Annotated in this window: 12 protein-coding genes; 7 read left to right on the forward strand and 5 right to left on the reverse strand. The window is 70.7% G+C overall.

What is annotated here, in order from left to right; genetic code table 11:
• Positions 1 to 165: 165 nt before the first annotated feature.
• Positions 166 to 993, reverse strand: a complete 828-nt coding sequence (locus tag QSK18_RS35445) for a mycofactocin-coupled SDR family oxidoreductase (RefSeq protein ID WP_232815430.1) — start codon at positions 991 to 993, stop codon at positions 166 to 168.
• Between the two features lie 165 nt (positions 994 to 1,158).
• On the opposite strand from QSK18_RS35445, the gene QSK18_RS35450 reads away from it, so the two are divergent.
• The gene (locus QSK18_RS35450; protein ID WP_232815429.1) at positions 1,159 to 1,752 is read left to right on the forward strand and encodes an acyl-CoA-like ligand-binding transcription factor; all 594 of its coding nucleotides are present in this window, start codon (positions 1,159 to 1,161) and stop codon (positions 1,750 to 1,752) included.
• Positions 1,753 to 1,847: 95 nt separating this feature from the next.
• On the opposite strand, the gene QSK18_RS35455 is transcribed toward QSK18_RS35450, so the two are convergent.
• Positions 1,848 to 3,218 carry an NAD-dependent succinate-semialdehyde dehydrogenase gene (locus tag QSK18_RS35455; RefSeq protein WP_232815428.1) on the reverse strand — a complete coding sequence of 457 codons (1,371 nt, stop codon included), beginning with the start codon at positions 3,216 to 3,218 and terminating at the stop codon, positions 1,848 to 1,850.
• 76 nt (positions 3,219 to 3,294) lie between these two features.
• Between QSK18_RS35455 and QSK18_RS35460 the strand changes: the two genes are divergently transcribed.
• From QSK18_RS35460 to QSK18_RS35475, 4 genes are all read left to right on the forward strand, one after another.
• Complete coding sequence (locus QSK18_RS35460; protein WP_232815427.1) at positions 3,295 to 4,467, forward strand: acyl-CoA dehydrogenase family protein; 1,173 nt, start codon at positions 3,295 to 3,297, stop codon at positions 4,465 to 4,467.
• Positions 4,464 to 5,102: a class I SAM-dependent methyltransferase gene (locus tag QSK18_RS35465; protein ID WP_285628900.1), complete on the forward strand. Its 639-nt coding sequence runs from the start codon at positions 4,464 to 4,466 to the stop codon at positions 5,100 to 5,102. Before QSK18_RS35460 ends, QSK18_RS35465 begins: the two co-directional genes overlap by 4 nt.
• A 113-nt stretch (positions 5,103 to 5,215) precedes the next feature.
• The gene (locus QSK18_RS35470) at positions 5,216 to 6,067 is read left to right on the forward strand and encodes a PIG-L family deacetylase (protein WP_352396734.1); all 852 of its coding nucleotides are present in this window, start codon (positions 5,216 to 5,218) and stop codon (positions 6,065 to 6,067) included.
• 5 nt (positions 6,068 to 6,072) lie between these two features.
• A complete protein-coding gene (locus QSK18_RS35475; protein ID WP_285628905.1) occupies positions 6,073 to 7,107 on the forward strand; it encodes an aldo/keto reductase in 1,035 nt (344 codons plus the stop codon).
• On the opposite strand, the gene QSK18_RS35480 is transcribed toward QSK18_RS35475, so the two are convergent.
• Both QSK18_RS35480 and QSK18_RS35485 read right to left on the reverse strand, forming a co-directional pair.
• Positions 7,104 to 8,201, reverse strand: a complete 1,098-nt coding sequence (locus tag QSK18_RS35480; RefSeq protein ID WP_285628918.1) for an FAD-dependent oxidoreductase — start codon at positions 8,199 to 8,201, stop codon at positions 7,104 to 7,106. The two genes, QSK18_RS35475 and QSK18_RS35480, sit on opposite strands and share 4 nt — an antisense overlap.
• A 39-nt stretch (positions 8,202 to 8,240) precedes the next feature.
• The gene (locus QSK18_RS35485; RefSeq protein WP_232815424.1) at positions 8,241 to 8,834 is read right to left on the reverse strand and encodes a histidine phosphatase family protein; all 594 of its coding nucleotides are present in this window, start codon (positions 8,832 to 8,834) and stop codon (positions 8,241 to 8,243) included.
• A 144-nt stretch (positions 8,835 to 8,978) separates the two neighbouring features.
• Between QSK18_RS35485 and QSK18_RS35490 the strand changes: the two genes are divergently transcribed.
• Positions 8,979 to 9,509 carry an acyl-CoA thioesterase gene (locus QSK18_RS35490; RefSeq protein WP_285628910.1) on the forward strand — a complete coding sequence of 177 codons (531 nt, stop codon included), beginning with the start codon at positions 8,979 to 8,981 and terminating at the stop codon, positions 9,507 to 9,509.
• A gap of 30 nt (positions 9,510 to 9,539) precedes the next feature.
• On the opposite strand, the gene QSK18_RS35495 is transcribed toward QSK18_RS35490, so the two are convergent.
• Positions 9,540 to 9,980, reverse strand: a complete 441-nt coding sequence (locus tag QSK18_RS35495) for a GNAT family N-acetyltransferase (protein ID WP_285628913.1) — start codon at positions 9,978 to 9,980, stop codon at positions 9,540 to 9,542.
• A gap of 120 nt (positions 9,981 to 10,100) precedes the next feature.
• Between QSK18_RS35495 and QSK18_RS35500 the strand changes: the two genes are divergently transcribed.
• Positions 10,101 to 10,628 (forward strand): DinB family protein, encoded by a 528-nt coding sequence (locus tag QSK18_RS35500; RefSeq protein WP_232815421.1) that lies wholly within the window; start codon positions 10,101 to 10,103, stop codon positions 10,626 to 10,628.
• Positions 10,629 to 11,108 lie beyond the last annotated feature (480 nt).

The raw sequence follows: 11,108 nt of genomic DNA on the forward strand, positions 1-11,108 counted from the left end.
CTGCCCTGTTTCCAGGGGCAGCAGAGGCTCGATAACCGCCCACGCCTTATCCGTCAGTTCTCCACGTCCAACCACGAATCCATCATTTGCACACGATCATGAACAAGATCCGCAGGACACGCCCTAGTCCCCGAGCGGCCTTCGAGCGGCCTTGGTGCTACCGGCTCAGAGCGCGCCGCCGGCGTCGACCACGTGGGTCGTGCCGGTGACGTAGCGGCCCTCGTCGGAGACCAGGTACAGCACCGCGTTGGTGATGTCGATCGGCTCGGTGACCGGCACCGGCAGGGCGTTGAGGGTGTTGGCGGCGACGATGAAGTCGTCGTAGGTGGGGTTCTCGATGTCCGGGCGGAACAGCTTGAACGTGGCGTCGTTGATGATCATCGGGGTCTGCACCGTGGTCGGGTGGATGGTGTTGACCCGGATGTTGTGCGGCGCCCACTCCTTGGCGGCGGTCTTCATCAGCGAGACCAGACCGGCCTTGGCCGCCGAGTAGTGCCCGTTGTTGCCGTTGGCCACCATCGCGGCCAGCGAGCTGGTGATCACCACGGAGCCGCCGCGGCCGCCCTCGATGATGTGCGGGACGGTGGCCTTGACCGTCTTCCAGGCCCCGGTCAGGTTGATGTCGATCATCTCCTGGAAGGTGGCCTCGTCCAGGTCGAGCAGCGGGCCGATGCTGGAGATGCCGGCGTTGGCCAGGACGATGTCCAGGCGGCCGAACTCGGCCACGCCCTCCTTGGCCACCTCGGTCAGGGCGCCCAGGTCACGGATGTCGGCGGTGCGGGCGATGATCCGGCGGTCCAGCGCCTCCACGGCCTTGACCGTCTCGGCCAGGTCCTCGGCGGTGGCAGTGGGGTAGGGGGCGGAGGTCACCTGGGTGTCGATGTCGACGGCGATGATGTCGGCGCCCTCTTCGGCCAGCTTGATCGCGTGGCTGCGGCCCTGGCCGCGGGCGGCCCCGGTGATGAATGCGACCTTGCCTGCTACGCGGCCCATGGGGAGCTCCTTCAGGTTCGGTCCCGGCGGCCGGGCGGCCACGGGACCCCGGTTATGGCACAGCGTGTCGTAACCTATGGCAGGCGATTTGCCCCTGTCCAGACGCAATGACACGGAATCTTGTCATGGTTTGCCGTCGCCCCCCGGTGGGCCACCATGACCGGCATGACAGGACCTCTCGGTGGTCGCCCGGCCACGACCAGTGCCCGTGCGCTGGCCGACGTCGCCCAGCGGCTGTTCCTCGAACGCGGCTTCGAGGAGGTCTCGGTCGAGGACATCGCGGCTGCCGCCGGGATCAGCCGGCGCACCTTCTTCCGCTACTTCTCCACCAAGTCCGACGTGCTCTGGGTGGAGACGGCCGCCGAGAACCAGCAGTTCACCGAACTGCTGGCCGCGGCCGAGGAGCACCGGCCCTACGACGAGGTGCTCAGCCGGGCCGCGCTCACCGTGCACCGGATCACCACCCCGGCCAAACGCGAATGGGCCCTGCACCGCGCCCAGCTGGTGTTCAGCACGCCCGCCGTGCAGGCCCAGCTGTGGGGGGCCTTCGAGGGCTGGCGCAGCGCGGGCCGGGCCTTCGCGGCCCGGCAGACCGGCCACGCCGAGGACGGCTTCTTCCCCGTGGCGGTGGGTCAGGCGCTGGTCGCGGCCATGCTCACCGGCCACCAGTACTGGGTCGGGCACCCCGACACCGAACTCGAGGCCCACCTGGTGCGGGCGCTCGCCCTGCACCTGCCGCCCGATCCCAGGTTCGGCTGACCGCCCGTCCCGCAACCCGACCCGACGCAAAGGCGGCGCCGGACCCGACCGGGCCCGGCGCCGTCCTTCATCCGGATCTGTGTGCTCAGTCGGGCTCAGTCGGCCACGTAGTACAGCCGCTTGTTGCAGAACTCGTCGAAGCCCAGCGGCCCGAGCTCCCGGCCGAAGCCCGAGCGCTTGGTGCCGCCGAACGGCAGCTCCGCCGCCTCGCCGGCCGGCGTGTTCACCGCGGCCATGCCCACGTCGAGGCGCCGCGCCACCCGCTTGGCCCGGTCGGTGTCCTGGCTGAACACCGAGCCGCCGAGACCGAAGCGGGTGGCGTTGGCCAGCTGCACCGCCTCGTCCTCGCTGCTGACCTTGTAGACCACCGCGACCGGCCCGAACAGCTCCTCGTGGAAGGCCGCCATCTCCGGGGTGACACCGGTGAGCACGCCCGGGGAGTACTTCGCCGCCGGCCCCTCACCGAGCACGCCGCCGGCGTGCAGGGTGGCCCCCTTCGACACCGCCTCCTGCACCTGCGCGTCGATCGCCTCGGCGGCCCGGCGCGAGGACATCGGCGCGTGCTCGGCCGGGTCGATCTCCCGGGCCTTGCGGGTGAGCTCGGCGACGAAGTCGTCGTAGACGTCGGCCATCACGATCATGCGCTTGTTGGAGTTGCAGACCTGGCCGTTGTTGTAGACCCGGAAGTCCCAGGCGGTCTGTGCCACCTTGGCCACGTCGGCGCTGTCCAGCACCAGCATCGGGTCCGAGCCGCCCAGCTCCAGCACGCACTTCTTCAGGTACTTGCCGGCCAGCGCGGCCACCACCGCCCCGGCCCGCTCGGACCCGGTCAGCGAGACCCCCTGCACCCGGGGGTCGGCGATGATCGTCTCGACCTGCTCGTGGGTGGCGAAGACGTTCACGTAGGCACCCTCCGGCACCCCCGCGTCCTTCATGATCTGCGCCACCGCGAGCGCGGTGCGGGGCACGCACTCGGCGTGCTTGAGGATCACCGTGTTGCCCAGCACCAGGTTGGGCGCGGCGAACCGGGCGATCTGGTAGGTCGGGAAGTTCCACGGCATGATCCCCAGCACCGCGCCCACCGGCCGGTACTCCACCATCGCGGTGCCGCCGGTGTCGCTGCTGGTCGGGATCGGCCGGTCGGCCGCGAGCTTCGGGCCCTCGGTGGCGTAGTAGCCGAAGATGGCCTGGGAGAACTCGCTCTCCTCCTTGCCCTCGTCGAAGGCCTTGCCCATCTCCTGCTGGGAGATCCGGGCCAGCTCCTCGGCGCGCTCGCCGAACAGGTCCGAGACCTTCTGGACGATCGCGGCGCGCTCGGCGATCGGCACCTCCCGCCAGGCGGTGAACGCGGAGTCGGCCCCGGCCAGCGCCGCCTCGATCTCGGCGTCGGTGGCGAACGGGAAGGTCTCGAGCACCTCGCCGGTGGCGGGGTCGGTCACCTGGTACGGCGGCTGAGTGGGGCTCATGCGGCGTCTCCTGGTTGATGGGGCCTGACTGGTCAGGGGTGGTGTTCGGTGGTGGGGCGAGCCTAGCTTTGGCCGGATGGACCCCATCGACGTGGCCGTTGATCTTGTTGGCGCCGACGAACTGCTGTCGGCCGACGAACGCGACATCCGCTCCGCAGTCCGCACGATGGCACAGGCGCGGATCGCGCCGTACGTGGCGGACTGGTTCGAGCGGGGAACGGTCGAGGACCCGCGCGGCCTGACCAAGGAACTCGGCGGGCTCGGGGTGCTGGGCATGCACCTCACCGGTTACGGCTGCGCCGGGATGACCCCCACCCAGTACGGCCTGACCTGCATGGAGCTGGAGGCGGTGGACTCCGGGATCCGCTCGCTGGTCTCGGTGCAGGGCTCGCTGGCCATGTTCGGCCTGTGGCGCTGGGGATCGGACGAGATCAAGGACGAGTGGCTGCCGCGGATGGCGGCCGGGGACGCGATCGGGTGCTTCGGGCTGACCGAGCCCGACCACGGCTCGGACCCGGCCGGGATGCGCACCCGCGCGCGCCGCGACGGCTCGGACTGGGTGATCAGCGGCACCAAGACCTGGATCACCAACGGCACGATCGCCGACGTGGCGGTGGTCTGGGCCAACACCGACGAGGGCATCCGCGGCTTCGCCGTACCCACCTCGGCGCCCGGCTTCAGCGCCCACGAGATCAGGCACAAGCTCTCCCTGCGCGCCTCGATCACCGCCGAGCTGGTGCTCGACGAGGTGCGGGTGCCGGAGGCCGCGGTGCTCGGGTCGCAGGGCCTGGCCGGCCCGCTGTCCTGCCTGAGCGAGGCCCGGTTCGGGGTGATCTGGGGTTCGCTCGGGGCCGCCCGCACCTGCCTGACCGCGGCGGTGCGCTACGCCCGCGAGCGCGAGCAGTTCGGCCGGCCGATCGGGGCCTTCCAGCTCACCCAGCAGAAACTCGCCGACATGGAGCTGGAGTACACCAAGGGCCTGCTGCTGGCGCTGCACCTGGGCCGGCGCAAGGACGCCGGGACGCTCAAGCCGGTCCAGGTCAGCCTGGGCAAGCTGAACAACGTGCGCGAGGCCCTGGAGATCTGCCGGACCGCCCGCACGATCCTCGGGGCCAACGGGATCTCGCTGGAGTACCCGGTGATCCGGCACATGAACAACCTGGAGTCGGTGCTGACCTACGAGGGCACCGTGGAGATGCACACGCTGGTCATCGGCAAGGCCCTGACCGGGCTGGACGCCTTCCGGTGAGCCGGCCCCCGACCAGCCACGAGCGCCGCAGCGGCCGGTCGTGGGACGACTCCTACCAGGGCGGCCCGGCGCCCTGGGACCTGGACCGGCCGCAGCCGGCGGTGGTCCGGCTGGCCGAGCAGGGCGCTTTCGCCGGGGCGGTGCTGGACGCCGGCTGCGGCACCGGGGAGAACGCGCTGTGGCTGGCCGCGTCGGGTCTGGGGGTGGTGGGGTTCGACGTCGCGCCGACGGCTCTGGCCGCGGCGCGGGCCAAGGCCGTCTCCCGCGGGCTCGAGGTGCGGTTCGTGGTGGGTGATGCGCTGGAACTACGCGGGCTGGGCGGGCCTTTCGACACCGTGCTCGACTGCGGTCTGTTGCACACCTTCGACTCTGCCGAGCGGCTCCGCTACCTGCGGGAGCTGGCGTCCGTCACCGAACCCGACGGCGTCCTGCACGTGCTGTGCTTCGCCGACCGGCCGCCGGCACCGGGGCCCCACCCCTTGAGCGAGGCCGACCTGAGGGCCACGTTCTCGCCGGCAGTCGGCTGGATCGTGGAGAGGCTCGAGCCCGAGCACGTCCAGACCCGCTTCCACGAACCTCCCGGGGCGCCGGCCTGGCTCGCCACGGCCAGGCGCACCGCCCGGAGCTCGGCCTGACCGAGGCGCGAACATCTCGGACGGCGCAGATATGCCCGGGTGCGCCGAGAACGAAAACCGCTCCGGAACTGTCGGTGGCCCCCGCTAATGTGCCGGTTGTGACCTTGACCCTGATGGCCGTCCACGCCCACCCCGACGACGAAGCCACCGGCACCGGTGGCGTGTTCGCCAAGGCTGCGGCCGAAGGCATCCGCACCGTGCTCGTCACCTGCACCGACGGCCGCTGCGGCGACGGTCCGGGCGGGGTGAAACCGGGTGACGCCGCGCACGACGCCGAGGCCGTGGTGGCCGTGCGCCGCGGCGAGCTGGAGCGCAGCGCCAAGGTCCTCGGCCTCGACCACGTCGAGCAGCTCGGCTACCACGACTCCGGGATGATGGGCTGGGAGACCAACCAGGCGCCGGGTGCGTTCTGGCAGGTGCCGGTGGCCGAGTCCGCGGCCCGGCTGGCCGAGCTGATGCGCCGCCACCGGCCCGACGTGGTCGTCACCTACGACGCGAACGGCGTCTACGGCCACCCCGACCACATCCAGGCCCACCGCATCACCGTGGCCGCCCTCGAACTGCTCGCCGGTGAGAACTGGCAGCCGGCGAAGGTGTACTGGTCCTCCATGCCCTACTCGCACATGAAGGCGTGGGGCGACCTCACCCGCGAGTTCGGCACCGAGCAGGAGAAGGCCGAGATGGAGCAGATGCTGGCCGGCATGCAGGCCACCCTCGACCGCGGCGAGCGCCTGCCGATGGGCCTGCCCGACGAGGAGTTCACCACCCTGGTCGACGTGAAGCCCTGGGGCCAGCAGAAGTTCGACGCCCTCTCGGCCCATGCCAGCCAGTCCGACAGCGCCATGATGCTCGGCCTGGGGGTCGAGCGGTTCACCGGGATGATGGGGGTCGAGACCTTCCTGCGGGCGCACGACACCACCGGCGCGCCGCTGCCCGAGACCGACCTGTTCGCCGGTCTGCGCTGAGCGGCGTGCCGGCCGAACCCGTCGAACCCGTCGAGCACCGCACGCTGGGGCGCACCGGCATCCGCATCGCGCCGCTCGCCCTGGGCGCGATGAATTTCGACGGTCGCACCGACGAGCCGGTGCGGATCATCCACCAGGCCCTCGACGCAGGCATCAATCTGGTCGACACCGCCGACGTCTACCGTCAGGGCGGCTCCGAAGAGGTGGTCGGCCGCGCCCTGCGCGGCCGGCGCGACCAGGTGGTCCTGGCCACCAAGGCCGGCCTGCAGATCGGTGAGGGCGCCAACCGCAGCGGCAGCTCCCGGCGCTGGCTGACCCGGGCGGTCGAGGCCAGCCTGCGCCGCCTGGGCACCGACCGGATCGACCTCTACCAGGTGCACACCCTCGACCGGCAGACCGCCCCCGAAGAGACCCTGGCCGCGCTCACCGACCTGCAGCGGGCCGGCAAGATCCTGCACTTCGGCACCTCCAACCACCTGGCCCACCACCTGGTCGAGGCGCAGTACACGGCCCGCGAGCACGGGCTGAGCCGCCCGGTCAGCGAACAGGCCAACTACTCGCTGCTGGCCCGCGGCCTCGAACGTGACGTGCTCCCGGTCGCCCAGCAGTACCGGCTCGGCACCCTGATCTGGGGCCCGCTCAGCGGCGGCTGGCTCAGCGGGGCGATCCGGGCGGGGCAGCCGGTCCGCACCCACCGGTCCCAGCACTTCCCGGCCTGGTTCGACCTCGGGCAACCGGTCAACCAGCAGCGCCTGCGGGTGGTCGAGCAACTGGCCGGGGTCGCCGAGGGCGCGGGCCTCACCCTGGTGCAGCTGGCCCTCGGCTTCGTCACCGCCCACCCCGGCGTCACCGCGGCCATCATCGGCCCCCGAACCGGCGAGCACCTGCAGTCGCAGCTCGCCGCCCTGCACCTGCGCCTCGAAGACGACGTGCTCGACACGATCGACGTGATCATCGCCCCGGGCACCGACCTCGCCCCCGACGAGCGCTACGACCGCCCGCCCGAGCTCGACGACCGCAGCCTCCGCCGCCGTCGCTAGTTGACCCGGTCGAACAGCGCCAGGGCCTCGGCCGGGTCTGGGCTGACCAGACGTTCCAGACCCGCCGCGGTGATCTGCGCCCACCGGCCGGCCCGAGCCCACATGCGCTCCTCGAAGCCCCGCACACCCTCGTCCAGGTCCCCGGTGGCGATCGCCTCGGCCAGTTCGGCGCCATCCAGCATGGCCAGGTTCGCCCCGGCGCCCAGGGGCGGCATCAGATGCGCGGCGTCACCCAGCAGCGTCACCCCACGGACGTGCGTCCAGGTGTGCGACACCGGCAGGACATGGATCGGCCGGTGAACGAAAGTGCGCCCCTGGCGCAGAAGCTCGAGGACGGGATCGGCCCAGCCGTCGAAACGCTCCAGCAGGCTCGAGCGCACGGCGTCGTGATCGGTCAGGTCAAGGTCGGCATGCCAGTTCAACGGCGCGCGGAACTGGGCGTAGATCTTCACCTGGCCACCGCTGTTGCGCTGCGCCACCACGGCCCGGTTCACGCCGTACACCGCCATCGTCCCGTCGCCGACCAGCCGGGCCAGGTCAGGCCGGTGGGTGTCGACGTCACGCAGGTCGGTCTCGACCGCGGTGACCCCGGTGTACTGGGCCGTGGCCGGCGAGACCGCGGGCCGCACCCGCGACCAGGCGCCGTCGGCTCCGACCACCAGGTCGAACGATTCCGGCGCGCCGTTCGCGAAGTGGACCACTGCGCCACCGTTTTCCGGCACAACCCGCGTGACCGCACGGCCCCACTGCACCTCGAGCGGGCCGATCAGCAGGTCACGCAGTTGCCGACGGTCGATCTCGGGGTTCGCCTGCTCATCGGCACCCGGGTGCCAGTCGCGCAGAACCCGGCCGTCCACGTCCAAGATCCGCATGGCCTGCCCTTCGGGGCGAGACAGCGCCTGAAACTGCGCCAGCAGCCCCGCCTTCTCCAGCGCGAGCTGACCCAGTCCCTCTTGCAGGTCGAGCGAGCCGCCGGGAGGACGGGCGTCGGGGCCGGGATCGCGTTCCAGGAGGGTCACGGACCGGCCGAGACGGTGCAGGACACGAGCGAAGGTCAGGCCGCCGGGCCCGCCACCCACCACCGCGATGCGCATGTCAGCCACTTCGGCACTGTATTCCCGGCCTCAGATCCGTCACCAGCCCCAGTCCTCGACCTCCCAGCCCGCCTGCGCATCGCCCACCAGCCGGACCACCTGCGTGTTCAGCAGGGGGTGCTCCGCCGCGAAGTCCACATCCACCTGCCGCGCCCGCGCCGCCACCCACGTCCGGATGGCTGCACCGTGACTGACCACCGCCGCGCACTGGGCGCCCGAGCCGGCGATCTGCTCGATCACCGCGTCGAACCGGCCCAGCGCCTGCTCCCCGGTGGGACCGCCGGGCATCTGCACCTCGGTCTGGCCGGCAGCCCAGCTCATCGCGACCTTGATGTACAGGTCCACCGACTCCAGGTCGTTGTTCATCTCCAGGTCACCGGCGTCCCACTCACGGATGCCGTCGTGGACCGTCACCTCCAGCCCCCGCGCCCGGGCCAGCGGGGCGATGGTCTGCTGCGTGCGCACCAGCGTGCTCGCGTGCAGCGCGTCGACGGGCTCGTCCTTCAGCCGCTCCACCAGCAGTTCCGCCTGCTCACGGCCGAGGTCGGTGAGATCCGCCCCGGGCCGGGCGGTGTCCAGCGAGCCGCTGACGTTCGAATGGGTCTGTCCGTGACGGATGAGCAGGAGACGCATGAAGGTCCTTGTCGGTCGGGGGAGTGGCGACCGGTCCATCTTCGCCCAGCCCCACCGGGCCCCAGCAAAGCGGTTGCTTAGGATGACCGGGCCGGACGCACTGGAGCGGCTCGGTCCCCGCAGCGCTCCGACCTGGGAAGCCCGATGAACCTGTACCTCCGCCTGCTCCTGCTCAGCCTGTTCGGCCGCTCCCGGAGCCGCACCGACGTCTGGCAGGGAGGACGCACCCCGTTCCGCGTCCTGCCCAACGACCTCGACGTGATCCGGCACCTCACCAACAGCCGCTACCTGGCCTTCTGCGACCTCGCCCGGCTCGACTGGCTGCAGCGCTCGGGGCACTGGCCGCAGATCACCGCCCGCGGCTGGTACCCGGTGGTCACCGCCCAGACCATCACCTACCGCCGCTCGCTGAAGCTGTGGGAGAAGTTCCACGTGCACACCCGCATGCTCGGCGTCGACAACCGCAACACCTACGTGGAGCAGACCTTCGTGCGGCGCGGCGAGACCGTCGCCCGGGCCGTGGTGCAGGCGCGCTTCCTCAAGCGCAGCGGCGGGTCCGTCTCCCAGACCGAGCTCGAGGAGCTGGTCGGTGGCTACCCGGCCGAGCTGGAGCTGCCGGCCTGGGTGAAGGAATGGGCCGACAGCGTGCGCATTGCCAAGAACCCCGGAGCCTGAGGACGTTTGTGCTGGGCTTTCGCGGTCGGTCTACCTCGGGTGCCGGACGAGGAAGACATCGAGCGCGTCCTCGTGCTCGAACTCGAAGCCGTGCCGCTCGTACAGTCGCCGCGCCGGGCTCTTCTGCAGTACGTCGAGCCGCACCACTGCCCGGTCACGGTCGCACTCCTCCAACAGGGCGCCCAGCACCGCGCTGCCCAGGCCCTGCCCCTGGAACTCCGGCACCAGGTAGAACTGCTCGATCCACCGGCAGTCGTCGGCCTGGCGCAGGGCCACGCAGCCGGCGAACACCCCGGCCACCTCGATGATCCGCACGTTGGCGGCGTTCCAGCGCTCGTAGAGGTACTGACGGGCCGACTCCTCGACCCAGGGGCGCAGGCGCTCGAGGTGCTCGCGGATCACCAGGACCTTCAGATCGGCGATGCGGGGCAGGTCGTCGTCGGTCGCGGGGCGGAAGGTCCAGTCGGCCATGACCGGCATTTTATGCCGCGACCATCCGGTGCACTGCCCCCGGAAGGTGGTCCGGCCGCGGGCTCCGGGGTGGCCACCAGCGCCGTTGCCGCACAGATGATCACGTGACAGGGTCGCCGGATGGAGTCTCCCCGTCGTGACCTGTTGCGCTGGCAGTTCGACCTGGCCTGGTCGTTCTTCGAGTACCACCTGGAACGGCTGGAGGAGGCCGACTTCCTCTGGGAACCGGGCCCGCTGTGCTGGACCATGAACGCCCAGCCGGACGGCAGCTGGGTCCCCGACTGGGCCGAGAGCGAGCCCGACCCGATCCCGGTGCCCACCATCGCCTGGACCAGCTGGCACCTGGGCTGGTGGCTGGGCAGCGCCCTGGAGCACGCCGCCGGCCGCCCGCCTCTCGACCCCTTCGACGTGACCTGGCCCGGGGTCGGCGAGCCGGCGAGCAACTGGCTGAGAGAACTTGGCGTGGCCTGGGTGGCGGTGCTGGACGCACTGGACGACGAGACGCTTGATGCACCCGCGTCGTACCCCTGGCCGGCCGACGCGGGCCGGACGGTGGCCGACACCGCGGCCTGGGTGAACGCGGAACTCATGAAGAACGCTGCGGAGATCGGCACGACCCGTCTTCTGAAGGCGTCCGGCGCCCAGTAGGAGGGCGCTGCGGGCGTTGCCCGACCGTGACCGCCGTCAGGGTGATCTGGTCGGGCCGGCGCTCAAGTCCTGGTAATGTCTTCCGAGGGTTTTCGGGAGCCGTGCAAGCGGCCGCCGACACCACGGAAGCAACGGACACGGAAGTGGCCGGTTCCGCGGAGGTACCCACATCTCCGGTCATCGTCAGATCGCACTCGTCTGTCCCTTTTCGGGTCACCCGGGTGGACTCTGTCTATTGCCGTTGATGAATGTTTTACCGCTGGTCAGGAACGCGAAACGCGGATTTGACCGGCTGAACGAAGAAGGGCTAATGTTCTTCTCGTCGCCCCGAGCGAAAGCCGAAAGGCCGGAGCACGGGAGCGTCCGCTCCTTGAGAACTCAACAGTGCATCTGAACAACCGATGCCAAATCGGCCAGAAGATTTTCTGGTCACTTGGCTGATGGTCTCTGGTTCGTCAGGTTTCTCCGACCCCCGTCGGG

The sequence above is a fragment of the Kineosporia sp. NBRC 101677 genome (genome assembly GCF_030269265.1).
In the GTDB taxonomy this organism is placed as follows: Bacteria; Actinomycetota; Actinomycetes; order Actinomycetales; family Kineosporiaceae; genus Kineosporia; species Kineosporia rhizophila.

Coding starts and splice junctions, on each gene's coding strand:
- QSK18_RS35445 (WP_232815430.1), bottom strand. CDS start 993: ATGGGCCGCGTAGCAGGCAAGGTCGCATTCATCACCGGGGCCGCCCGC.
- QSK18_RS35450 (WP_232815429.1), top strand. CDS start 1,159: ATGACAGGACCTCTCGGTGGTCGCCCGGCCACGACCAGTGCCCGTGCG.
- QSK18_RS35455 (WP_232815428.1), bottom strand. CDS start 3,218: ATGAGCCCCACTCAGCCGCCGTACCAGGTGACCGACCCCGCCACCGGC.
- QSK18_RS35460 (WP_232815427.1), top strand. CDS start 3,295: ATGGACCCCATCGACGTGGCCGTTGATCTTGTTGGCGCCGACGAACTG.
- QSK18_RS35470 (WP_352396734.1), top strand. CDS start 5,216: ATGGCCGTCCACGCCCACCCCGACGACGAAGCCACCGGCACCGGTGGC.
- QSK18_RS35480 (WP_285628918.1), bottom strand. CDS start 8,201: ATGCGCATCGCGGTGGTGGGTGGCGGGCCCGGCGGCCTGACCTTCGCT.
- QSK18_RS35485 (WP_232815424.1), bottom strand. CDS start 8,834: ATGCGTCTCCTGCTCATCCGTCACGGACAGACCCATTCGAACGTCAGC.
- QSK18_RS35490 (WP_285628910.1), top strand. CDS start 8,979: ATGAACCTGTACCTCCGCCTGCTCCTGCTCAGCCTGTTCGGCCGCTCC.
- QSK18_RS35495 (WP_285628913.1), bottom strand. CDS start 9,980: ATGGCCGACTGGACCTTCCGCCCCGCGACCGACGACGACCTGCCCCGC.
- QSK18_RS35500 (WP_232815421.1), top strand. CDS start 10,101: ATGGAGTCTCCCCGTCGTGACCTGTTGCGCTGGCAGTTCGACCTGGCC.